The sequence below is a fragment of the Streptococcus sp. SS4 genome (genome assembly GCF_030440125.1).
Lineage (GTDB): Bacteria > Bacillota > Bacilli > Lactobacillales > Streptococcaceae > Streptococcus.
The window spans coordinates 1-24,498 of record NZ_JAQFJM010000003.1; the positions used below are offsets into that span (position 1 = coordinate 1).

The window sequence follows — 24,498 nt, forward strand, 5'->3', positions numbered from 1 at the left end:
AGTCGCTTAGCGTTTATCCGCCATAGCTCAGTTGGTAGTAGCGCATGACTGTTAATCATGATGTCGTAGGTTCGAGTCCTACTGGCGGAGTATAATTCTCATTGCTAGACCTAGGTCTAGCTTTTTTATTTTACGAAAACCACTAGCTGTACTAGTGGTTTTTACCCACTACAGAAATTATAGAGCCTATAATTTTTATAGTGACATATATGTCGCTATTTTATTTCTTATCTATCTCTTATAATAGGTTTCGTAATTAATTTAATTACAAATATTATATCTATTAATAGGAGGTTTAATGGAACAAGAAGTTTTTGTTCATGCATATGAAGTTGTAAGGCCGATTGTACTTAAGGCTAGTAGACAATATTTCATCCAACTTTGGGACCAATCAGATATGGAACAAGAGGCTATGATGACGCTTTATCAGCTTTTAGAAAAGTTTCCTGAATTAAAGTCTGATGATGATAAGTTACGGCGTTATTTTAAAACGAAATTTAGGAATAGACTTAATGATGAGGTTAGAAGGCAGGAGTCTGTAAAACGACAAGCTAATCGACAATGTTATATCGAAATTTCAGATATTGCTTTTTGTCTTCCGAATAAAGAGTTAGATGCTGTTGATAGGCTTGTTTATGATGAGCAGCTTAATGCTTTCCGTAATCAGTTGTCTTCAGAAGATGCTACTAAGTTAGACCGTTTGCTAGCTGGTGAGTGTTTTAGAGGTCGTAAAAAGATGATTCGAGAGTTAAAATTTTGGATGGTTGATTTTGATCCTTACAATGAAGATGATTAATTCTGAATATAGAAGCTGAACTAGTATTATTGTGTATAAGTCATAGAAAAAACACTTCGAAAGTAGATTTATCTTATCTATCTTTTGAAGTGTTTTTAATGTAATGAATTTATTTTACTGCTATAGGGTTTCCAATAAATCTTGGAAGTTCAATATTTTCTTTGATTAGGGCTTCTTGGTAAAGTTTCAAGAAGTCTGCATAGATATGAGTTTGTTGTCCATTTTTTGTAAAGATATCAATACGAAATACCAGTTGTCCAGAAGGAGTTGTGCTTAATCCAATGATATTTGGTGCTCCACAGATTTGAGGATAGTTTTCAATGTTTTCTTGATTTACTTCTTGGATGATGCTTGTCACCTTATTGATATCGGTTGACGGATAGACTGGGATATCAATTTGAGCTCTCATATCTCCTCGAGATTTGTTGGATACAATTGTGATATTTCTGTTAGGTATAAAATGGAGGGTTCCATCAAATCCTCGAATTTGAGTAGTTCGAATACCTACGGTTGAAACAAGGCCTGTAACGGCTCCTACTTCAACTGCGTCACCGACTTCAAATTGGTTTTCTAACAATATGAAAAAACCATTAACGACATCAGATAGGAAGCCCTGAGCTCCTAGACCAAGAGCAACCCCAGCAAGTCCTGCCCCAGCAAGGAGGCTAGATACTGGGACCCCAAGGATACTAAGAAGACAGTAAACAAGGAAGAAGTATAGCACGTAGTTCATGCAATTGTGTAGTAATCGTTCAATGGTTTTTTGTCGAGCAGGTGTTTGAATTGTCCAAGCTAGAGAGCGTCCCACTGTATGTTTAAAAAGGAAGTTGATAATCTTCTTACTAAGAAGAAAGATGATGAGGAGAATAAGGAGTTTAATCCCTTTCGTAATGAGTACCATTAGGGTCTCTTCAAAATTAAATTGTTGGATGTATCTTTGTAAAATATTCATAGCTCTAGTTTATCAAAATTTTGAAAAAGTAGCAGTTTCTAACGATTTTCTTGTGATTAAATTGGATAAAAAAACTTTTAAAAGGCTTTGAAATATGGTAAACTAAACTGTATCTATAAAAAATTTTAAGGAGAATGACTACATGTCTGTATCATTTGAAAACACAGCCACTAACCGTGGTGTGGTGACATTCACTATCGGTCAAGATAAAATTCAACCAGCTTTGGATCAAGCATTTAACAAGGTTAAAAAGAATTTGAACGCTCCAGGCTTCCGTAAAGGACACATGCCTCGTGCCGTATTTAACCAAAAATTTGGTGAAGAAGCTCTTTACGACGATGCTTTGAATGCAATTCTTCCAGCAGCTTATGAAGCAGCGATTGCTGAACTTGGTCTTGATGTTGTTGCACAACCAAAAATTGATGTAAAATCAATTGAAAAAGGTCAAGATTGGACACTTACTGCAGAAGTTGTTACAAAACCTGAAGTAAAACTTGGTGCATATAAAGATCTTGAAGTTTCAGTTGAAGCTTCTAAAGAAGTTACTGATGAAGAAGTTGATGCTAAGCTTGAAAGCGAACGCAAAAACTTGTCTGAATTGGTTGTTAAAGAAGGTGCAGCTGAAAATGGCGACACTGTTGTTATTGACTTTGTTGGTTCAGTAGACGGTGTTGAATTTGATGGTGGTAAAGGTGAAAACCACTCTCTTGAACTTGGTTCAGGTCAATTTATCCCAGGTTTCGAAGACCAATTGGTTGGAGCAAAAGCTGGTGATGAAGTAGAAGTTAAAGTAACTTTCCCAGAAGACTATCAAGCTGCTGACCTTGCAGGTAAAGCTGCTGTATTTGTTACTAAAGTTAACGAAGTTAAAGCTAAAGAAGTTCCAGCTCTTGATGATGAGTTGGCTAAAGATCTTGACGATGAAGTTGAAACTCTTGACGAGTTGAAAGCTAAATACCGTAAAGAACTTGAAGCAGCTAAAGAAATCGCATTTGATGACGCTGTTGAAGGTGCTGCACTTGATTTGGCTGTTGAAAACGCTGAAATCGTTGAATTGCCAGCAGAAATGGTTGAAGACGAAGTTCACCGTGCTATGAACGAATTCATGGGTAACATGCAACGTCAAGGTATCTCTCCTGAAATGTACTTCCAAATCACTGGTACAACTCAAGAAGATCTTCACAAACAATATGAAGCTGACGCTGACAAACGTGTGAAAACTAACCTTGTTATCGAAGCTGTTGCGGCTGCTGAAGGATTCGACGCTACAGAAGAAGAAATCCAAAAAGAAATTAACGATCTTGCAGCTGAGTACAACATGGAAGTATCACAAGTTTCTGCACTTCTTTCACCTGAAATGCTTAAACACGATATCACTATGAAGAAAGCTGTTGAAGTTATCACAAGCACAGCAAAAGTTAAATAATATGACTAAAATCAAGTTTCTGTTGAGACTTGATTTTTTCTTCTATAAATGCTTTGACTATTGACTCTTTTTAGCGTAAAATAAAAGGTAGCGAAAAATTGATTGCTGAGCTATTTCTGATAGAAACTAGCTTGAGTAAGAATGAAGGAGAACCACTTTGGAACTAGACGTATTTGCTGGACAAGAAAAAAGTGAATTATCAATGATTGAAGTGGCCCGTGCTATCTTAGAAACACGTGGTCGTGATAATGAAATGTATTTCAATGATTTGGTCAATGAAATTCAAAATTACTTAGAAAAATCGGATGCTGATATCCGCAATGCTTTGCCATTCTTTTATTCAGATTTGAATACGGATGGAAGTTTCATTCCACTAGGTGATAACAAATGGGGCTTGCGTTCATGGTATGCAATTGATGAAATCGATGAAGAGGTCATCACATTGGAAGATACTGATGAAAATGCACCAAAACGTAAGAACAAGAAAGTTAATGCCTTCATGGATGGTGATGAAGATGCCATCGATTATAATGACGATGATCCAGAAGACGAGAACTTTACACCTGATTCTGATAGTCTTGAATATGACGACGATAGCGAAGATGATGAGAAAGCCGAAGTGGAATCTTATGACTCTGAGTTGAATGAAATTATTCCAGATGATGATTTGGATGATGTTGAGTTGTCAGAAGAAGATGATGACGATGACTATGAGGATGAGTCAAACGACTAAGTTTTCATTGACAAATGGTCTTGGATAGTTTAGACTATTTATCGGGCACCTCTTTTGAAGAGGTCATGATTAAGGCTCCCAGAGTAAAACTCTTGGGGGTCATTTTTGTTTTTAGTCATTTACTGGACTTGTCTAAGGTGAGGTACTTTGTACGGCTCCAATCAGGTACTAGGAAAGGACTATCGTGATTATCTGAGTGGGTAACCAATCTGCTATCTGTAGTTGTTTTGAATTATATTATAAGGAGTTAACATGACAAAATATATTTTCGTCACTGGTGGTGTGGTATCTTCAATTGGTAAAGGGATTGTAGCTGCAAGTCTTGGGCGTTTGCTTAAGAACCGTGGTTTTAAGGTCACGATTCAAAAATTTGATCCTTACATCAATATTGACCCAGGGACAATGAGTCCTTACCAACACGGTGAAGTTTATGTTACTGATGATGGTACTGAAACTGACCTTGACCTTGGTCACTACGAACGTTTTATTGATATCAATCTTAACAAATACTCTAACGTGACTACTGGTAAGATTTATAGCGAAGTTTTGCGTAAGGAACGTAAAGGAGAGTATCTTGGTGCGACTGTTCAGGTGATTCCGCATATCACAAATGCTTTGAAAGACAAGATTAAGCGCGCAGCGACAACGACTGATTCAGATGTCATTATCACTGAAGTTGGTGGTACGGTTGGTGATATTGAAAGTCTTCCATTCCTTGAAGCGCTTCGTCAAATGAAGGCTGATGTGGGCTCTGACAATGTTATGTATATCCACACAACGCTTCTTCCTTATTTGAAGGCTGCTGGTGAAATGAAGACAAAACCAACGCAACACTCTGTTAAGGAACTGCGTGGTTTGGGTATCCAACCAAATATGTTGGTTATTCGTACAGAACAACCTGCTGGTCAAGGAATCAAGAATAAATTGGCTCAGTTCTGTGATGTTGCACCTGAGGCTGTTATCGAATCACTCGACGTGGAACATATCTATCAAGTGCCACTTAATATGCAGGCTCAAGGAATGGATCAAATCGTTTGTGATCATTTGAAACTGGATGCTCCAGCTGCAGATATGACAGAATGGTCTGCTATGGTTGATAAGGTGCTTAACCTTAAGAAAACAACTAAAATTGCTCTTGTTGGTAAGTATGTGGAGCTTCACGATGCTTACTTGTCAGTAGTTGAGGCACTTAAACACTCTGGTTTGGCAAATGATACTGCCATTGATATTGACTGGGTCAATGCTAATGATTTGACTGCTGAAAATGTTGCTTCTCGTTTGGCTGATGCTGATGGTATTATTGTTCCTGGTGGTTTCGGTCAACGTGGTACTGAAGGTAAGATTCAAGCTATTCGTTATGCACGTGAAAATGATGTGCCAATGTTGGGTGTCTGTCTCGGTATGCAATTGACATGTATTGAGTTTGCCCGTCATGTCCTTAACTTGGATGGCGCTAACTCAGCTGAGCTTGATCCAGACACAAAATATCCAATTATCGATATTATGCGTGATCAAATTGACATTGAAGATATGGGTGGTACTCTTCGTCTTGGTCTTTACCCATGTAAGTTGAAACCAGGTTCTAAGGCTGCTGCAGCTTATGGCAACCAAGAAGTTGTTCAACGTCGTCACCGTCACCGTTATGAGTTTAATACCAAGTTCCGTGAACAGTTTGAGGCTGAAGGCTTTGTCTTCTCAGGTGTGTCACCAGATAATCGTTTGATGGAAGTGGTAGAGCTCCCAGACAAGAAATTCTTTGTGGCAGCGCAATACCACCCAGAATACCATAGCCGTCCAAATCATGCGGAAGAACTTTACAGTGCCTTTGTGACAGCAGCGGTTGAAAATGCTAAATAATTATCTAAGACAGAGTGGGATAGCCTACTCTGTTTTTTATTGGCTCCTTTTATGCTAAAATAAAGGGAATAATAAGAAAGAACGAGGAAAACAAATGGCTAAATTTGGCTTTTTGTCAGTATTAGAAGAAGAACTGGATAAGCACCTGGACTATGATTTTGCGATGGACTGGGATAAAAAGAATCATGCTGTGGAAGTAACGTTTATCCTGGAAGCGCAAAACAGTAGTAATGTCGAAACTATTGATGATAAGGGTGAAGTGTCTGATGAAGATGTCATTTTTGAGGATTACGTGCTCTTTTACAATCCAGCAAAATCACGTTTTGATGAAGAGGACTACCTAGTGACAATTCCATATGAACCTAAGAAAGGTCTATCTCGTGAGTTTTTGTCCTATTTTGCGGAGACCTTGAATGAGGTGGCAACAGAAGGATTGAGTGACTTGATGGATTTTCTATCTGATGATGGACCTGAGGAATTCGGTTTGGTTTGGGACAAAGAAGCTTTCGAAAAAGGGAAAGCTCAACTTGAAGAGAAGGAATTTTTTGCTTATCCAAGGTATTAAAGGGAGCGAAAAGGGATGGATGCTTATTTAAAAGATCAGTTCGATTTTACAGGTGTTAAGGCTGCCTTACTCGTAGAGCAAAGTATTTTGGTCATTCTCAGAGATAATAAGCCAGATATTCCTTGGCCAAATACATGGGAGTTGCCAGGTGGTGGAAGAGAAGGTCAAGAAACACCATTTGAGTGTCTTCAACGCGAAGTCTGGGAGGAGCTGGGCTTGACTTTGAAAGAGGAATCGATTATTTGGTCGAAAATCTATCCTAGTATGTTGGATAAAAATAGGTTAGCTGTTTTTGTGGTTGGCCAAATTAGCCAAGAGCAGTATCGTGAGATTCGTTTTGGTGACGAGGGGCAGGAATTTAAACTAATGCCTATAGAGGATTTTATAAAAGCAGAAGGTGTCATTCCCCAGTTGCAGGAACGCTTTAAAGACTATTTATCAGAAAAGGAAGAAAATAATATATGGACAAATGGCAAGAACTAACGATTGAGGTTAATCGTGAGGTCGAAGAGGCGGCTTCTAATATTTTAATTGAATCTGGTAGTCAAGGTGTGGCTATTGATGATAGTGCAGATTATTTGGAAAATGCAGACCGTTTTGGTGAGCTTTATCCTGAGGTTGAGCAGGTTGAGACGGTTAAAATTACGGCCTATTATCCGGAGTCAGCAGATATCGAGGCTATTACTAAGCAGGTTAATGAGCGTTTGGCTGAGTTGACGGATTTTGGTCTTGAAACTGGAGATATTCACTTGGCTACTCAAGAATTGGTTGAAGAAGACTGGGCTGAGAATTGGAAGAAGTACTATGAACCAGCTCGCATTACCCACGATTTGACTATCGTACCGTCATGGACGGATTATGAGGCATCAGTAGGTGAGAAGATTATCAAGCTAGATCCTGGCATGGCCTTTGGAACCGGAACACACCCAACGACTAAGATGAGTCTTTTTGCACTCGAACAGGTGCTTCGTGGTGGCGAGACGGTGATTGATGTGGGAACTGGTTCGGGTGTCCTCTCGATTGCTAGCTCTCTTCTTGGAGCTAAGGAAATCTATGCCTATGACCTTGACGATGTGGCGGTTCGAGTGGCACAGGAAAACATTGATATGAATCCTGGCATGGAAAATATCCACGTTGCTGCAGGTGACCTTTTGAAGGGTGTAACTCAAGAAGCTGATGTTATCGTGGCTAACATTTTGGCGGATATTCTCATCCATCTGACGGAAGATGCCTACCGTTTGGTTAAGGATGAAGGTTATTTGATTATGTCGGGGATTATCTCTGAAAAATGGGATATGGTGCGTGAATCGGCTGAGAAAGCTGGTTTCTTCCTAGAAACTCACATGGTTCAGGGAGAGTGGAATGCTTGTGTCTTCAAGAAGACAGATGATATTTCAGGTGTGATTGGAGGCTAAATGCAACAGTATTTTATAAAGGGGCAGGTTGAAAATCCAGTAACCATCAAAGACAAGGATACTGTAAAGCATATGTTTAACGTTATGCGTTTAACAGAGGATGATCAGGTTGTCTTGGTTTTTGAAGACGGTATCAAGCGTCTTGCGCGTGTGACTGACCGTGAGAATCGTGTCTTTGAAGTGATTGAAGACTTAAATGATAATGTTGAGATGCCTGTATCTGTAACTATTGCCTCTGGCTTTCCTAAGGGAGATAAGCTGGATCTGGTGACACAAAAGGCAACAGAGCTTGGAGCTCAGGCTATCTGGGCCTTCCCTGCCGACTGGTCTGTTGTCAAGTGGGATGGTAAGAAGCTTGCCAAGAAGGAAGATAAGCTTGCCAAGATTGCTCTGGGAGCTGCAGAACAATCCAAGCGTAATCGTGTTCCAAAAGTTAGATTGTTCGAGAAGAAGGGAGAATTTCTATCAGAATTAGATAATTTTGATAAGATTTTTATCGCCTATGAGGAAACAGCCAAAGCAGGCGAGTTGGCTACTCTAGCTCGTGAGTTGGTTCAGGTAGAGAATGGTCAGAAAATTCTCTTTATCTTTGGACCAGAAGGTGGTATTTCTCCGTCTGAGATTGATGCATTTGAAGAAGCTGGTGGCCTTAAAATTGGCCTTGGACCGCGTATTATGCGGACGGAAACGGCTCCTCTCTACGCTTTGAGTAGTGTGAGTTATGCCCTAGAATTGAATAAATAAGAGAAAGTTGGCCTTGTTCCAACTTTTTTTGTATTTGACACTTTTAAGCTAAGATTGCATCTTGCCATTGGTTTTGTATGACAAATCGAGTAATTCTAAAAAAGTTGATAATCTTATTTAGTTTTAATATAATTGTATTATCTTTATAAAAGGGGAAGATTTTTAATGAAAACGAATCGTTATGTGACTCAATCCGCTGTGGTTTTGGGCCTTTTTACTCTCTTGACTGTGCCACAAGTCGTAGGGCAAGCTGATGAAGCAACGGCACCTGTATCAACTACTTCTACCGAAACTGTGGCAGATAGTGGTACTTCTGTAGTATCAGGACAAGGAACTTCTGGGACAGCTGTTCAAGGAGGAACAGAGACTGTCTCTGCTACACCAACAACAGTAGCGACAAATGCATTTACAGAGCCATCAGCTAATACCTCAACAACCCAAGCGAGTCAAGAAGCCAGTGCTGTTTTGACGAATGCCAATCAGGTGACACCAGCAGTGCCAGTACAGGCTGAAACTGTTACAGAGCCTGCTCATGAGGGCCAGACCGTTGATATGCAGATTCTGTCAACAACAGACCTTCATACCAACTTGGTTAACTATGACTATTATCAAGATAAGCCGTCTCAAACAGTTGGTTTGTCTAAAACTGCTGTCCTTATCAAAAAAGCCCGTGAAACTAATCCAAATACGGTCTTAGTAGACAGTGGGGATACGATTCAGGGGATTCCTTTTGGGACTTATAAGGCCTTGATTGATCCTGTTGCCCAAGGTGAGACTCACCCTATGTACAAGGCTTTCGAGATGCTTGGTTATGATGCCGAAACGCTTGGAAACCACGAGTTTAACTATGGTCTAGAATTTTTGGATCGTATGGTTAAGGCTGCTAAGATTAACATTATCAATGCCAATGTGCGTAATGCTCAGACTGGTGATTACTATTACAATCCTTATAAGATTGTTAACAAGACCTTTACCGATACGGACGGCAAACAGGTAACGCTAAAAATCGGTATTACTGGTGTCCTTCCAACACAGATTTTGGTTTGGGATAAGGCCAACCTTGAAGGTAAGGTAACCGTGGATGATCCAATGGAGGCTGTTAAGGCTATCGTTCCTAAGATGAAGGCTGCAGGAGCTGACTATATTCTTGTTGCTGCTCATTCTGGTATTGGTGACAATGAATACACTAAGAATGAGGAAAATGAAGGTTACCAAATTGCTGGTATCGAAGGCGTTGATGCTGTTGCGACAGGGCACTCTCATGCGGATTTCCCAAATGGTGATGGCACAAGTTTTTATGCGAAATACCCTGGTGTAGATGATGTTAATGGTCTCATCAATGGGAAACCTGTGGTTATGGCTGGTAAATTCGGAGATCATCTAGGTATCATGGATGTCAAATTGACTTATACGAATGGCAAATGGAAAGTCGTCAATAGTAAGGCTAAGCTTGAAAAGATTGATACTAAGTCAGATGTTGCGGACAAGGACTTAATTGACATGGCAGCTCATGACCATAATGGAACAATCAACTATGTTCGTAAGGAAGTTGGTGAGACTACAGCACCAATTACTAGCTACTTTGCTCAGGTTCAGGATGATCCATCTATTCAAATAGTTAATAATGCACAACTATGGTATGCTAAAAAACAAGTAGCGGGAACAGCAGATGAAAATCTTCCACTCCTCTCAGCAGCTGCACCTTTCAAGGCAGGGACTCGTGGGGATGCGACCTACTATACCGATATCCCAGCTGGTCCATTGGCCATTAAGAACGTCGCGGACCTCTACCTCTACGACAATGTTACTGCCCTACTCAAAGTGACTGGGGCACAAATTAAAGAATGGTTGGAAATGTCTGCAGGACAGTTCAATCAAATTGATCCTAACAGCAAAGAACCCCAACAACTCATTAACAGTAGCTATCGCTCATACAATTACGATGTGATTGATGGGTTGACTTATAAATTCGATTTGACACAACCTAACAAATACGATCGTGAAGGTAAGTTGGTTAATCCAGACGCTAGTCGTGTTCGTGACTTGGCTTATCAAGGTAAACCTATTGATTTGAATCAGACTTTCCTTGTCGTGACTAACAACTATCGTGCGACTGGTAACTTCCCTGGTGTTAAAGATGCTGCAGAAAAACGTCTCCTCAATCTTGAGAATCGTCAGGCCATCATTGACTATATTGTCAGCGAGAAAACGATTAATCCGAGTGCCGATGGAAATTGGAGTTTCGTCCCTAATATCACGAATGCAGATATCCGTTTTGCCTCATCTGACAATGCGCGTGCCCACCTTGCTGGTCAGGATGCCATTAGTTATGTAGGACCATCAACACAAGCAGGATTTGCAGAGTATCGTTTGGTTGTTAAGGAAAAGGCAAATCAAGTTGAGGATACAACTAATAAAGAATCTGAGAAGTCACCAAAAGGTTCTGAGACAGCAGACCAAACTAAGCGTGAGACACCAAAAGCTACTGTAGGTGCCAGCGTGGCTAAACCTGCCCCAGCTATCCAGTTGTCAAATGCTCAAGTCGTTATCTTGCCTCAAGCTCAAGTACAAGAAACTCAAGGTTCAAGTTCAGATAAGACCTTGCCAAACACTGGTTCAGACGAATCTGTGTCAGCAACTTTAGCAGGTCTGGTTCTTATGACCTTGGTTGGATTCTTTGGAATCAAAAAACACGAAAAAAATTAAGCAAAGGAAAAAGCCCCTATCAGGGCTTTTTGCTCTAGTTTTAGCGTTGGTTAAAGTTCTTTTGTGCTTCTAGGATAACAGGTGCCAGACGTTCGATATCGGACTGTGTACCGCGTAGCTCGAAGTCTCCCAACATTGGGAAGCCAAAACGTTGACTGTACTGTTTGGCGGTTAGGCAGTACTGGTTATTGAAGTTACGGTTACCAGAACCGATGATACCAAAGCAACGTTTGTGATTGTCATGGGCTGCGATAAAGTCACCTAGTGGATTGGTTAGGATTTCAACATCTCCATTGTCAACACCATTTCCTCCTTCAAGGTAGGTTGGCAAGAGTGCGACAAAGGGTTCATCTACTTGGAAGGTTTCATGATTAAGCTCTTTAATATTGATTTGGCGACATTCAATCCCGTGGTTGAGGGATAGATAGTCAGACATACGTTTGACAAAGCTTTGGGTATTACCGCTTAGACTAATATAAACGAGGGTAAGTTGAGACATAAGCGTCCTCTTTCTATCTATATCTTGTGTTTGTTCAATCATTCTAACACAAGATATTGTGCTTTTCAAGTTAGCTCCTTGCGCTTAAGAATTGCCTATCTAGCTCTTTTTCTTTACTTGTAAAAGTGATAAAATAAAGGTTATTAAAAGAAGCGAAGGAAGAAATCATGGCTAAAGATAAAAATGTAACAGGAGAAGAAATTTTAGACATTTGCTCGGCCTACATGTCAGCAGATGATTTGAAATTAGTTGAAAAAGCCTGGCATTATGCGACAGATGCTCATAGTGGGCAATTTCGTCAGTCAGGAGAGCCTTATATTATTCACCCTATTCAAGTGGCAGGTATCCTGGCAGATCTCCATCTTGATGCAGTGACAGTAGCCTGTGGTTTCTTACACGATGTCGTTGAAGACACCGAAAAAACGCTCGATGATTTGGAAGCGGATTTTGGTACAGATGTACGAAATATCGTGGACGGTGTTACTAAGCTTGGTAAGGTTGAGTACAAGTCTCACGAGGAACAGTTGGCTGAAAATCACCGTAAGATGCTTATGGCCATGTCTAAGGATATCCGTGTCATCTTGGTTAAATTGGCCGACCGTTTGCACAATATGCGTACCCTTAAGCATCTTCGTAAGGATAAGCAAGAGCGCATTTCTCGCGAAACTATGGAAATCTATGCTCCTTTGGCCCACCGTCTGGGTATTAGTCGTATCAAATGGGAATTGGAAGACATGTCTTTCCGTTACCTTAATGAGGTGGAATTTTACAAGATTTCCCACATGATGAAGGAAAAACGTCGTGAGCGTGAGGAACTTGTGGACGAGATCGTCGATAAAATTAAGACTTACACAGCTGAACAAGGACTTGTTGGTGATGTGTATGGTCGTCCAAAGCATATCTACTCTATTTATCGTAAGATGCGCGACAAGAAAAAGCGCTTTGATCAAATCTATGATTTGATTGCCATCCGTTGTGTTATGGAGACGCATAGTGATGTTTACGCCATGTTGGGATACATCCATGAACTCTGGCGTCCGATGCCTGGCCGGTTTAAAGACTATATTGCCAATCCTAAATCCAATGGTTACCAGTCTATCCATACAACGGTTTATGGGCCAAAAGGACCTATTGAAATTCAAATCCGTACCAAGGAAATGCACCAAGTTGCCGAATACGGGGTTGCAGCTCACTGGGCTTACAAGAAAGGTATCAAGGGCAAGGTAGATTCGAAAGAGTCTGCTTTGGGAATGAACTGGATTAAAGACCTTGTTGAACTTCAAGACGCCTCAAATGGTGATGCTATGGGGTTTGTGGACTCTGTCAAAGAGGATATCTTCTCCGAGCGTATTTATGTCTTTACGCCAAATGGTGCTGTTCAGGAATTGCCTAAAGATTCAGGACCTATTGACTTTGCCTATGCCATCCATACTCAAGTTGGTGAGAAGGCCACAGGTGCTAAGGTTAATGGCCGTATGGTGCCCTTGACTGCCAAACTCAAGACAGGTGATGTGGTTGAGATTGTCACCAATGCCAATTCCTTTGGTCCTAGCCGTGACTGGATTAAGATGGTTAAGACCACCAAGGCTAGAAATAAAATTCGTCAATTCTTTAAAAATCAGGACAAGGAAGCCTCTATCACCAAGGGTCGTGAGCTTTTGATTGCCTACTTCCAAGAGCATGGCTATATTGCCAATAAGTACCTAGACAAGAAACATATTGAGGAAATTCTCCCCCGTATGAGTGTGCGTAGTGAAGAAGCTCTCTATGCCGCTGTTGGTTTTGGTGAAATTAGTGCTGCTGCTGTTTTCAATCGTTTGACAGAAAAAGAACGCCGTGAGGAAGAGCGTGCGAAGGCAAAAGCTGAAGCTGAAGAGCTAATGAACGGTGGCGAAGTTAAGACTGAGAAGAAAGAAGTTCTCAAGGTTAAGAGTGAAAATGGCGTCATCATTCAAGGTGCCTCAGGTCTCCTCATGCGTATCGCTAAGTGCTGTAACCCAGTACCTGGAGATGAGATTGAAGGTTATATCACCAAGGGCCGTGGAATTGCTATTCACCGTTCCGATTGTAATAATATCAAGAGTCAAGAAGGTTATGAGCAACGTCTAATCGAAGTGGAGTGGGATGAACGTAATGCCAATAAATCTTATTTGGCAGAGATTGACATCTATGGCCTTAACCGTTCTGGTCTGTTGAATGATGTTCTTCAAATCTTGTCAAATACGACCAAGAGCATTGCTACGGTTAATGCGCAACCAACTAAGGACATGAAGTTTGCCAATATTCACGTTAGCTTTGAAATTGCAAACCTTATTGAATTGACTGGTCTTGTGGATAAGATTAAAATTATTCCTGACGTTTACAGTGTTAAACGTACGAATGGGTAAGGAGTTACTGCGATGAAGATTGTAATTCAGCGTGTGCAAAGTGCCTCTGTGGTTATTGAGGATTGTACGGTTGGCGCTATTAAGCAGGGACTCTTACTTTTGGTCGGAGTTGGTCCCGAGGACACCAAAGAGGACCTAGAATATGCAGTTCGTAAGATTGTCAATATGCGCATTTTTTCAGATGAAGATGGCAAGATGAATCTTTCTGTTAAGGATATTGGCGGCCAGATTTTGTCGATTTCTCAGTTTACGCTTTTTGCAGATACGAAAAAGGGGAATCGACCAGCATTTACGGGTGCTGCAAAGCCCGACATGGCTAGCCAGTTCTATGACGATTTCAACCAATCCTTGTCAACTCATGTTCCTGTAGAAAGAGGCCGCTTTGGTGCAGATATGCAGGTTAGTCTGGTCAATGACGGACCTGTGACCATTATTTTAGATACTAAAAATAGATAAACAAACCATTTCTCGCCTTGTGTGAGAGGTGGTTTTTTATTCTCTCACATGAACTATTTAGGTGATGGATTTTCATTATTTGGGATTTATTTTTGTCATTTTAAATAGACTGAATCAAGTGAATATTTAATGAAATTAGAAAATGTTATTCTCAAATTTCTGAAAAAACCTGACCATTCATGATGAAAAAATTACCGTTTACGAGGATTACCGGAAATTCCCTTGTCTTACAAAAAAGATTAAGTTAACATTAGTTTCATAAGAAACACCAAGCGATTTTTATGAAACTAAAAATAACTCGAGTTTACAGCATGCAAATACAAATAGTGATAATTTGAAACGCCGAGGTGATTTAAACTTTTTTAGAGGGATAGAGAGATATGTCAAAGAAAGTAGCGTCAACTAAATTATTATCAGGTTTATTTGTAGCCGGTGGTGTCCTAGGGATGAATCAGGTTGCCAAGGCAGATAACGTGGTCAGTTCAGAAGCAACAAAACCAGTTATTACAACTGAAGCAGATAACTTGGTGGTGGTACCAACTGAGGCCGTTGCTCCAGTAGCGACAACAGAAGTAGGTCCATCAACTGCTACTGTTGCGACAGATACTGCAACAACAGCGACAGCTTCTACAATCTTTTCACAAGCTGTGCCAGCAGAAAGTGCTAGCTCAGAAACGCTTGTAGCCAGTGAAGCACTAGCTCCTGAGTCAGCTGCTGTGGAAACCATCACATCATCATCTGATAATGCTACTGAAGCAGGACGCCATTCAACTGCTCAAGTAACACCAGTTACAGAAGTGACAGAGCAAAACTTGAATGGTGATGCCTACTTGACAGATCCAGAAACAACAAAAGCAGCCTATAGCAAGACAGATGGTGATATTAATTATTCCGTTGTTGTATCTAATCCAACAGCAGAAACTAAGACGATGACTGTCAACTTGACACTTCAACATGCTTCAGAAATCATTGGTCAAGATAACGTTGACCTCACGCTAGCGGCAGGAGCTTCAGCTAAGGTTTCAAACTTGACAGTAGCGTCAGAGTGGTTGACAAACAATACAGGTTACTTGGTGACAATCAGTGTCAACGATAAATCAGGTAGTACTTTGTCAAGCAAGCGTGCTGGCTTGTCTGTTGAAGATGATTGGACAGTTTTCCCACGTTACGGTATTGTAGCAGGTTCGCCAACTGATCAAAACAGTATTCTTGTTAAAAATCTTGAAGCCTACCGTAAAGAGCTTGAGCTCATGAAATCTATGAATATCAATTCATATTTCTTCTATGATGCTTATAATGAAGCTACAGATCCTTTCCCAGAAGGTGTCGATAGCTTTGTTCAAAAATGGAATACCTGGAGTCACACTCAGGTTGATACTAAGGCTGTTAAAGAATTGGTTGACCAAGTTCATAAGTCAGGTGCTGTTGCCATGCTTTATAACATGATTTCAGCAGATTCAAATCCAAAGAATCCAGCACTTCCACTTGTTGCTTTGGCTTATAACTTCTACGATAGCTTTGGTAAGAAGGGTGAACCGATGACTTACACTATCGGTGATAACCCAACTCAAGTTTACTATGATCCAGCGAATCCAGATTGGCAAAAATACATCGCAGGTGTCATGAAATCAGCTATGGATCGTATGGGATTCGATGGTTGGCAAGGTGATACAATTGGTGACAACCGTGTGACTGATTATGAGCACCGTAACAGCACAGACGAGGCTGACTCACACATGATGTCTGATTCATATGCATCATTTATTAATGCCATGAAGGACCTCATCGGTGAAAAGTACTACATCACAATCAATGATGTTAATGGTGGTAATGATGATAAACTAGCCAAGGCACGTCAAGATGTTGTTTATAATGAGCTTTGGACAAATGGTGGTTCAGTTATTCCAGGACGTATGCAGGTTGCCTATGGTGATTTGAAAGCACGTATCGATATGGTACGCAATAAAACTGGTAAATCACTTATCGTTGGTGCCTACATGGAAGAACCAGGTATTGACTATACTGTTCCTGGTGGAAAAGCAACTAACGGTGCAGGTAAAGATGCCCTTGCTGGTAAGCCATTGCAAGCTGATGCGACTCTTCTCGTAGATGCGACAGTAGCTGCAGCCGGTGGTTATCACATGTCCATTGCAGCCCTTGCCAATGCTAATGCAGCCCTTAACGTTCTTCAAAGTGCCTATTACCCAACTCAATACCTCAGTGTGGCTAAGGACACTATTCGTAAGCTTTACAATTACCAACAGTTCATCACTGCTTATGAAAATCTTCTCCGTGGTGAGGGTGTGACTAACAGCACTCAGTCTGTATCTACCAAGAATGCTTCTGGTGAAATCCTTTCTAAAGATGCTCTTGGTGTGACAGGAAATCAAGTTTGGACATTTGCTAAATCAGGAAAAGGTTTCTCAACTGTTCAAATGATTAACATGATGGGCATCAATGCGGGCTGGCATAATGAAGAGGGTTATGCGGACAATAAAACACCGGACGCACAAGAAAATCTCACAGTTCGTCTTAGTCTAGCAGGTAAAACAGCTCAAGAAGCAGCTAAAATTGCTGATCAAGTCTATGTGACATCACCAGATGATTGGGCAACTTCAAGCATGAAGAAGGCACAAGCAAGCCTTGAAACAGATGAAAATGGTCAACCAGTGCTTGTCATTTCAGTTCCTAAACTAACTCTTTGGAACATGCTCTATATCAAGGAAGACACAACAGCAACACCGGTAGAACCAGTTATCTTGAAACCAGTTACTAACCAAGCTGGTAAGAAAGTAGATAATACAGTAACATCTGAAGCAAGCTCAGAAACAGCTAAATCAGAAAATACAACAGTAAATAAAGGTTCAGAGGCTCCAACTGATACGAAACCATCTGTTGAAGCTCCTAAACTAGATGAAACAACTAAACCAGCACCATCAGTTGACGAGTTAGTAAACTCAGCAGCTGTTCCAGTGGCGATAGCTGTGTCAGAGACCGCACATGATAAGAAAGATGACAACTCAGTATCTAATACGGATCAAGGTACAGTAGCATCAGATTCAATCACTACACCAGCTTCAGAGGCTGCAAGCACAGCTGCCTCAACAGTCTCATCAGAAGTATCAGAAAGTGTAACAGTATCATCGGAAGCATCAGAAACTGAAAATAGTTCAGTAGCATCAACTTCAGAGTCAGCAATTTCAACGACGACAGCAATTTCAGAATCACATACAGTAGTTGAACCAGTGGCTTCTTTGACAGAATCAGAGAGTCAGGCAAGCACTAGCCTTGTTTCAGAAACTACTAGCACAATTGTCTCAGTTGCTCCGTCAGAAGTATCAGAAAGCACAACAGTATCATCGAAGGTCTCAGAAACTGATATTATCTCAGCAGCATCAACTTCAGAGACTTCAGCATCTGAATCAGAGAATTCAATCAGCACAGTCGTTTCAGAATCAGAAGTAGTTGAAGAACCAGCTGTTTCATTGACAGAATCAGAAAGTCAAGTGAGCACTTCAGAAGTGACTTCGGCGATTTCAGAAACAGTAAGCACATCAGAGGAAGTCATCCTTGATGGACTATCAGAAAACATCAATAGTTGGAATAGACTCTCTGTAGCTCCTCGCGTCTCAGAAACCTTACCAAGTACTTCTGAAACGATTACAGAAGCAGCATCACTCTTTAGCAACTATGCAAGATATTCAGAAACAGCAAGCTCAGAATCTCACTCTATGGTAGCAGCTTCTTCAGAAGTTTCTATTGAAAAATTAGCAGTATCTATCTTGAAAGATACTGAGGGTGGCTTGTACGATGCTACAACAATCAGAAATATTGTTGAGATGATTGATAGCATTACAACAAATGTCAGCTATACTCGCAGTAGCCGTCAAGACCTTGTCAATACAGCTTCGTCAGATAATACTTACAATGGTAGTCAAGATCTTAACCTTGCAAGTAAGACAACGACGCAAGCAGGTGAAAAAGGAACAACTGAAGATCTTAAGGCTACAATTGCTAAAACAGCAAAATCTCACAAGTGGGGAGAACATGCTGTAGCTATCCTTACAGCTATTGTCCTTGCAGGTGCGGCAACCCTTGCAGCTCTTCGTAACTTCTTGATGTCAAAAAAAGTTGATAAATAATAAGTAGAACTCTTTGTGTAAACAAGGAGTTTTCTTTATACTGGCTGCTATTTTTTCTGAAAATTGTGATACAATAGAAATAGTTTGAATATTGTGTCAAAGGAGAGCCAATGATTACTGCAAATGATATCGTAAAGGCTAATGAAGTCTTAAAAAACGTGGTGGAACGCACACCACTAGATTTTGATCGCTACCTATCTGAAAAATACGGGGCGACCATTTATATTAAAAAAGAAAATATGCAAAAGGTACGCTCTTTCAAATTGCGTGGAGCCTACTATGCTATCCATCAATTGAGTGATGAGGATAAGGCGCGTGGTGTGGTTTGTGCATCAGCCGGAAACCATGCTCAGGGGGTTGCCTACACTTGTAACGAGATGAAGATTCCGGCAACCATCTTTATGCCAGTAACAACACCTCTCCAAAAAATTGGTCAAGTCCGTTTCTTTGGTGGCAAGTTTGTAACAATCAAATTGGTGGGAGATACCTTTGATGCTTCTGCCCAAGCAGCGCAGGAATATACCAAGTCTGAAGGGATGACTTTCATTGATCCATTCGACGATTATAATGTCCAAGCGGGGCAAGGAACTGTTGCTTATGAAATTTATGAGCAGGCTCAAGAGGAAGGTGTTTCCTTCGATAGTATCTTGGTTCCAGTAGGTGGTGGCGGCCTTATCTCTGGTGTAGCTACCTATATCAAGGATGTAGCACCGTCTATGGAGGTTATTGGTGTTGAGGCTAGTGGTGCTCGTAGTATGCGTGCTGCCTTTGACCGTGGTTATCCTGTAAAACTCGAAGAAATTGATAAGTTTGCGGACGGGATTGCTGTTCAAAAGGTAGGTGTCAAGACCTATGAAGTCGCACGTAAATATGTTGACCGCCTCTTGGGAGTTGATGAAGGATTGATTTCAGAAACCCTAATTGATATGTACTCTAAGGTTGGTACCATTGCAGAACCCGCAGGTGCGGCATCAGTGGCAGCTTTGGAAGTGATCAAAGATGAGATTAAAGGAAAAACCATCGTCTGCATCATTTCAGGTGGTAACAATGACATCAACCGTATGCCAGAGATGGAAGAACGTGCGCTTATCTACGATGGTATCAAGCATTACTTTGTGGTTAACTTCCCACAACGTCCTGGTGCCCTTCGTGAATTTGTAAATGATATCTTGGGACCAAATGATGATATCACTCGTTTTGAGTACATCAAACGTGCTAATAAAGGAAAAGGTCCGGTTCTCATTGGTATAGCTCTTAGTGATAAGAACGACTATGATGGACTTCTCGAGCGTCTTTCGGCCTTTGACCCAAGTTATATCAACCTTCACGGTAACGAAACACTATACAATATGCTTGTCTGAGGACAGGTTCACATAATGAAAAAAGAACTGACAAAGTCGGTTCTTTTCTACTTTAACCCAGCTATACGGAGGCACTAAGGCTTTATCTTCAAATTAAAACCTCAGTATTGCTACTGAGGCTTTCTTTATTCGATAATCAAGAGTCCATCTTTAATGGCGAATGGATTATCTTTATTGATGCGGTCGTAGAACATGATACCGTTAGTATGGTCGATTTCATGTTGAACAACAATTGAGTTGTACCCACGGAGCTTAACACGTTGCTTTTCGCCCTCTTTGTTGTAGTATTCAACAGTTACTCGAGCATGACGAACCACATAACCAGGAACGTCGCGGTCGACTGAGAGGCATCCTTCTCCATCACCCAAGGCAGCATCCTGAACAGAATGGGCAACTACTTTAGGGTTGTACATGATTTCTTGAAGGCTATAGGCTTCTTTTGGTGGATTACCTTCAGCGTCTTCAGGGTTTGGAACGAGAACCGCGATAATGCGTTTTGAAATATCCAATTGTGGGGCTGCAAGACCGACTCCCCCACGAAGCCCCATTTTTTCAGCAATAACAGGATCTTGTGAATTACGAAGAAACTGCATCATTTTTTCACCTAGGATAATGTCTTCGTCTGATAGTGGGAAGGTTACATCTTCAGCGACAGCACGCAAGGTTGGGTTTCCTTCGCGAATGATATCATTCATATCAATCATATGGCTGGCGCGGATAATTTTGGTTTGAGCGTCCATTTGTTTACCTCTATTTTCTTTGATTTACTTGTTTATAACTATAGCACAAAAGGGTTGAAAATTAAACCATCAAGGGTTAAAGTGAGGCTTTTTCTAATCGATAAAAGCCAGTTTTTCCAAGGTTTGTCGTTGTAAAATACGATAGGTCTTAAAAGCTTCTTTTCCAATAATTCCTTGATCGATAAATTGTTTGATGACTCGTTGCACATGGCGATAGCTAGTCCCAAAACTGGCAGCTAGGATAGATGGTGATAGTTGAAAAACACCCTCTTCCTCAATACTCAACATATGAGTAGCCAGACGCTCTTTGACAGAGTAGCTTGCATTTGTTGAGGCAGTAATACCCTGTTTATGCAGTGCCATGGCTAGGTTATGCCCAATTTGATAGAGAAAAACGGGATCTTTGAGGAGCTCTTCTTTATTATTTAAAGGGAGCTGAACTGCTTGAACCTCTTCTAAAGCAATGACTGATGACCCTGCTGGTTGATTGGTCATGAGTTCTACATCTCCAAATATTTGTGGTTGGTTAAGCATTTCTAGGATATGTTCTTTACCATTGAAGAGAGAACGCACAATTTTTACCTTTCCTGACAAAATGTAGGTTAGCTCTGTGATAGCTTGCCCTTGGGTACAAATATAATCATTCTTTTGAAAGGTGACTTTCTGTAATTGGTCGAGGTAGGGGGGTGGAAAGACCTGATCAAGTTGAGGTCTTATGTCATGATTACGCATACATCTCCTTTTTTAGGACCTAGGTCCTATTTTTTAAAGTCTCCTTAGATTATAATGAAAAAATAACTATCAGACAAGTAAGGAAAGGATGTTCTAATCCCTATATTATGACACGAATTTTAGAAAAAATGAGCCTACTTGGGCTATCCTTGCTCTTGATTTCGGCCTTTTCGATTTCAACAGCGCTACCACCTATGTTGGACTACTATAGCCCAACCTTTTCTGCCGCGCAAGTGGAGCTTTTAGTATCTGTCCCTTCATTTTCCGTAGTAGCGATGCTCTTACTTAATTCATTTATTGACAAATGGCTAAGTGATAGACAGCTAATTGTGACTGGCTTGCTTTTACTTAGTAGTGCTGGGATTTTTCCTTTTTTTGTACAAGCCTATCCTCTTGTCTTACTGTCACGTATTGCTTTTGGGATGGGGATTGGCCTTATCAATGCTAAGGCGATTGCCATCATCAGTCAACGCTTTCAAGGTAAAGAACGGGTTCAGATGTTAGGTATTCGTGGCTCCATGGAGTTGATTGGTGGAGCTTCGTGTTCTCTTTTGGTTGGTCAACTATTGAAAATCCATTGGACCTTTGCCTTTCTTATTTATGGTCTTGGTTTTGTGATTCTGACCATGTACCTCCTTTTTGTGCCAACGATGGATCAGGTGGAGAGGAAGCAGATTACAAAAAGTAAGCAAGGTCTAAACAAAAAAGACCTTAGTATGATCCTTGGCATGGCCCTTTTAGCAGGATTTGTCATCTGTATTAATTCTTCGATTAGTTTGCGTGTGCCTCTATTTCAGGTTGCTGGTAAGACCATTGCGAGTGGGCAATCAGCTTTAGTACTTAGTTTAGAGCAGGGAATTGGAATTGTAGCTGGACTAAGTTTCGCTTCTCTCATAGGATATTTTAAGAATCATCTTTTGCATATAGTGATGTTTTTATTGGCGGTTTGTCTCTTTGGGATGTCAGCGGCTAGTAACTTACCGATTTTGATTTTATCCTCAGTTGGTGTTGGTTTCTTCTATAGTACTGTTTTGACAATTATCTTTAACCAACTTTCTGAGCGTATTGCTAGAAATCTGTTGAACAAAGCGACAGCCTATGTCCTCTTGGGGTGTAACCTAGGGTCTGCCCTCTCTCCTTATGTTTTGAAATTATTGGCACTTGTATCTCCAAGTTTTAGTTGGATTTTCCTAGCCTATGCTATAGTAAGTTTCCTACTTTTCCTTGGGTTTTTGATGAAATCAAGAATGACAAAAAGTCTAAGATGTAGAAATCTAAACAGTGAATCTTGTGATTGACAAAGATTAGTAGATGAGCTAAAATAGAGAGGTCGTAAAGACAAACCAACTCTTTCTTGGTTTTAGGAGAGCCAATCCTAAGACTCGGATGGAGCAAAAAAAGGAGAAAAAACATGGCAATCTCAAAAGAGAAAAAAAATGAAATCATTGCTCAATACGCACGTCACGAAGGTGACACTGGTTCAGTAGAGGTTCAAGTTGCTGTCCTTACTTGGGAAATCAATCACCTTAACGACCACATTAAACAACACAAAAAAGACCACGCTACTTACCGTGGTTTGATGAAAAAAATTGGTCACCGTCGTAACTTGTTGGCATACCTTCGCCGTACAGACGTTAACCGTTACCGTGAGTTGATCAGCTCACTCGGACTTCGTCGTTAATTCAAGATACAAAGACCGTTAAAAGCACAAAGCAAAAATAGGAAAATTGACGAAGAAACTTCAGTTTCTAGGAGATTTTATCTTTTTTGCCAAGTGCTTAGGTCATGTTCAATTGAATACGCGAAGATAGAACTGCTCTATGAAGGAGCGGTTTTTCTTTTTCACTAGGATTTTAGCCCGAGTTCAGAACAGCTCTCTAGATTTAGAGGGCTGTTATTTTGTTTTTTTGGTTTATTTTCAATTCCCAAGATACAAAGACCGTCAAAAGCACAAAGCAAAAATAGGAAAATTGACGAAGAAACTTCAGTTTCTAGGAGATTTTATCTTTTTTGCCAAGTGCTTAGGCTTTGTTCAATTGAATACACGAAAATGGAACTGCTCTATGATGGGGCAGTTTTTCTTTTTCACTAGGATTTTAGTCCGAGTTCAGAACAGCTCTTTAGATTCAGAGGGCAGTTTTGCTGTATTCATCTAAGAATTTCTTACGATGATAGATCTATAGAGCAGGCAAAAGACCTCCAGGTTTAATTCTGGAGGCTTCTTTATCTTAAAATCTTTTTGATACCTGTTTGAAATTGAGGGAGTTGATGGATAGCGGTTCCGACAAGGATACCTAGCATATTTAAGGCGATATCTCCTAAATCAAAGACTCCCAAATGTCCGAAGTACTGAATGGATTCGACGGTGAAAAGGGTCAGGAGACAAAGTAGGAGATTACTCAATCGTGAAGAAAAGAGGAGTCCCAGAGGAATGAACATTAATAGGTTCATGATGGGAACGAAGTGGCTCCCCCAGTATAATTCCCGAGCGAAGGAAAGGGGATTAAGTGAGAGACCTTGGGTACCAATGTTTTTCAAGAAAAGTAGGTAGAAGAGAGCAAGAAAGTAAATGAAGTAGAGTAGGAGCAGTGTCTGTTTTTTCAGCTGTCTAGTAAGAAGGAGTTTCAAAAAAGCGTAGACAAAGTAACTAAGCAGGACTATGATGACTAGGTTGAGTAAGACTTGGAAGTAGGAGCCATAATGGGCGATGTAATGAACGTACTGTTCGAGATGACCCCTATAAAACCAATAAGACAAGCACAGTGATAGGCTTCCTAGTAAGATATTACTCAATGTTTTTAATGTTTTTGCCACTTTGCTCCTCCATTTGCATATGATGAGTACACATTATATCAAAAAAACGTTTAAAGAAAGTTAAGAAACTGTAACGAAGTTTTGGTAGAATGGAAAGATAAGGCAGAATCAAAGACTAAAAAAGGACTTTGAAACAGCAACTCTACTTTTGACTAACAATTTAATGGTTTTTG

Annotated in this window: 20 protein-coding genes and 1 tRNA gene; 16 read left to right on the forward strand and 5 right to left on the reverse strand. The window is 40.5% G+C overall.

From position 1 onward, the window contains the following. Positions 1-16: 16 nt before the first annotated feature. Positions 17-90 (forward strand) — tRNA-Asn (locus PCY16_RS03275). Between the two features lie 208 nt (positions 91-298). Continuing rightward, on the forward strand, positions 299-796 hold the full coding sequence (locus PCY16_RS03280; RefSeq protein WP_195413337.1) for a sigma-70 family RNA polymerase sigma factor: 498 nt from the start codon (positions 299-301) through the stop codon (positions 794-796). A 109-nt stretch (positions 797-905) separates the two neighbouring features. On the opposite strand, the gene PCY16_RS03285 is transcribed toward PCY16_RS03280, so the two are convergent. Next, entirely contained in the window at positions 906-1,748 is an 843-nt protein-coding gene (locus PCY16_RS03285) for a mechanosensitive ion channel family protein (RefSeq protein WP_195413338.1), read from the reverse strand. A gap of 142 nt (positions 1,749-1,890) precedes the next feature. Between PCY16_RS03285 and tig the strand changes: the two genes are divergently transcribed. The 8 genes from tig to PCY16_RS03325 all read left to right on the forward strand — a co-directional run bounded on the left by tig (position 1,891) and on the right by PCY16_RS03325 (position 11,194). Next, positions 1,891-3,174, forward strand: coding sequence for a trigger factor (gene tig, locus PCY16_RS03290; RefSeq protein ID WP_037598880.1), 1,284 nt, complete (start codon positions 1,891-1,893; stop codon positions 3,172-3,174). 157 nt (positions 3,175-3,331) lie between these two features. Next, the gene (gene rpoE, locus PCY16_RS03295; protein WP_002885605.1) at positions 3,332-3,907 is read left to right on the forward strand and encodes a DNA-directed RNA polymerase subunit delta; all 576 of its coding nucleotides are present in this window, start codon (positions 3,332-3,334) and stop codon (positions 3,905-3,907) included. Positions 3,908-4,159: 252 nt separating this feature from the next. Continuing rightward, entirely contained in the window at positions 4,160-5,764 is a 1,605-nt protein-coding gene (locus PCY16_RS03300; protein ID WP_195413339.1) for a CTP synthase, read from the forward strand. A 94-nt stretch (positions 5,765-5,858) separates the two neighbouring features. Next, the gene (locus PCY16_RS03305; RefSeq protein WP_037598883.1) at positions 5,859-6,329 is read left to right on the forward strand and encodes a DUF3013 family protein; all 471 of its coding nucleotides are present in this window, start codon (positions 5,859-5,861) and stop codon (positions 6,327-6,329) included. 15 nt (positions 6,330-6,344) lie between these two features. Next, positions 6,345-6,812, forward strand: a complete 468-nt coding sequence (locus PCY16_RS03310) for an NUDIX hydrolase (RefSeq protein WP_195413340.1) — start codon at positions 6,345-6,347, stop codon at positions 6,810-6,812. Continuing rightward, the gene (gene prmA, locus PCY16_RS03315) at positions 6,791-7,744 is read left to right on the forward strand and encodes a 50S ribosomal protein L11 methyltransferase (RefSeq protein ID WP_013989960.1); all 954 of its coding nucleotides are present in this window, start codon (positions 6,791-6,793) and stop codon (positions 7,742-7,744) included. Before PCY16_RS03310 ends, prmA begins: the two co-directional genes overlap by 22 nt. Beyond that, the gene (locus PCY16_RS03320) at positions 7,745-8,488 is read left to right on the forward strand and encodes a 16S rRNA (uracil(1498)-N(3))-methyltransferase (protein ID WP_070849237.1); all 744 of its coding nucleotides are present in this window, start codon (positions 7,745-7,747) and stop codon (positions 8,486-8,488) included. A gap of 165 nt (positions 8,489-8,653) precedes the next feature. Further along, positions 8,654-11,194: a bifunctional 2',3'-cyclic-nucleotide 2'-phosphodiesterase/3'-nucleotidase gene (locus tag PCY16_RS03325; RefSeq protein WP_301353735.1), complete on the forward strand. Its 2,541-nt coding sequence runs from the start codon at positions 8,654-8,656 to the stop codon at positions 11,192-11,194. Between the two features lie 40 nt (positions 11,195-11,234). Here PCY16_RS03325 and nrdI read toward each other — a convergent pair whose 3' ends face one another. Then, positions 11,235-11,693, reverse strand: a complete 459-nt coding sequence (nrdI, locus tag PCY16_RS03330; RefSeq protein ID WP_070849389.1) for a class Ib ribonucleoside-diphosphate reductase assembly flavoprotein NrdI — start codon at positions 11,691-11,693, stop codon at positions 11,235-11,237. Positions 11,694-11,860: 167 nt separating this feature from the next. Here nrdI and PCY16_RS03335 point away from each other — a divergent pair, with 167 nt between their 5' ends. The 4 genes from PCY16_RS03335 (at position 11,861) to ilvA (ending at position 20,039) form a co-directional block, all read left to right on the forward strand. Further along, the gene (locus tag PCY16_RS03335) at positions 11,861-14,080 is read left to right on the forward strand and encodes a bifunctional (p)ppGpp synthetase/guanosine-3',5'-bis(diphosphate) 3'-pyrophosphohydrolase (protein ID WP_118172435.1); all 2,220 of its coding nucleotides are present in this window, start codon (positions 11,861-11,863) and stop codon (positions 14,078-14,080) included. 12 nt (positions 14,081-14,092) lie between these two features. After that, entirely contained in the window at positions 14,093-14,536 is a 444-nt protein-coding gene (gene dtd / locus PCY16_RS03340; protein WP_002886426.1) for a D-aminoacyl-tRNA deacylase, read from the forward strand. A gap of 380 nt (positions 14,537-14,916) precedes the next feature. Continuing rightward, positions 14,917-18,678, forward strand: coding sequence for a glycoside hydrolase family 66 protein (locus PCY16_RS03345; protein ID WP_195413343.1), 3,762 nt, complete (start codon positions 14,917-14,919; stop codon positions 18,676-18,678). 110 nt (positions 18,679-18,788) lie between these two features. Beyond that, positions 18,789-20,039 (forward strand): threonine ammonia-lyase IlvA, encoded by a 1,251-nt coding sequence (ilvA, locus tag PCY16_RS03350; protein WP_002883616.1) that lies wholly within the window; start codon positions 18,789-18,791, stop codon positions 20,037-20,039. Between the two features lie 125 nt (positions 20,040-20,164). Here the strand turns inward: ilvA and def are convergent, their stop codons facing one another. Together def and PCY16_RS03360 are read right to left on the reverse strand one after the other, a co-directional pair. Continuing rightward, positions 20,165-20,779, reverse strand: a complete 615-nt coding sequence (gene def / locus PCY16_RS03355; RefSeq protein ID WP_003095026.1) for a peptide deformylase — start codon at positions 20,777-20,779, stop codon at positions 20,165-20,167. A gap of 93 nt (positions 20,780-20,872) precedes the next feature. Beyond that, the gene (locus PCY16_RS03360) at positions 20,873-21,511 is read right to left on the reverse strand and encodes a Crp/Fnr family transcriptional regulator (RefSeq protein WP_195413344.1); all 639 of its coding nucleotides are present in this window, start codon (positions 21,509-21,511) and stop codon (positions 20,873-20,875) included. 107 nt (positions 21,512-21,618) lie between these two features. Here PCY16_RS03360 and PCY16_RS03365 point away from each other — a divergent pair, with 107 nt between their 5' ends. Together PCY16_RS03365 and rpsO are read left to right on the forward strand one after the other, a co-directional pair. Continuing rightward, positions 21,619-22,809 carry an MFS transporter gene (locus tag PCY16_RS03365; protein ID WP_195413345.1) on the forward strand — a complete coding sequence of 397 codons (1,191 nt, stop codon included), beginning with the start codon at positions 21,619-21,621 and terminating at the stop codon, positions 22,807-22,809. A 113-nt stretch (positions 22,810-22,922) separates the two neighbouring features. Then, the gene (rpsO, locus tag PCY16_RS03370) at positions 22,923-23,192 is read left to right on the forward strand and encodes a 30S ribosomal protein S15 (protein ID WP_008535715.1); all 270 of its coding nucleotides are present in this window, start codon (positions 22,923-22,925) and stop codon (positions 23,190-23,192) included. Positions 23,193-23,734: 542 nt separating this feature from the next. Here the strand turns inward: rpsO and PCY16_RS03375 are convergent. Continuing rightward, entirely contained in the window at positions 23,735-24,325 is a 591-nt protein-coding gene (locus PCY16_RS03375) for a VanZ family protein (RefSeq protein WP_148513102.1), read from the reverse strand. Positions 24,326-24,498: the final 173 nt, after the last annotated feature.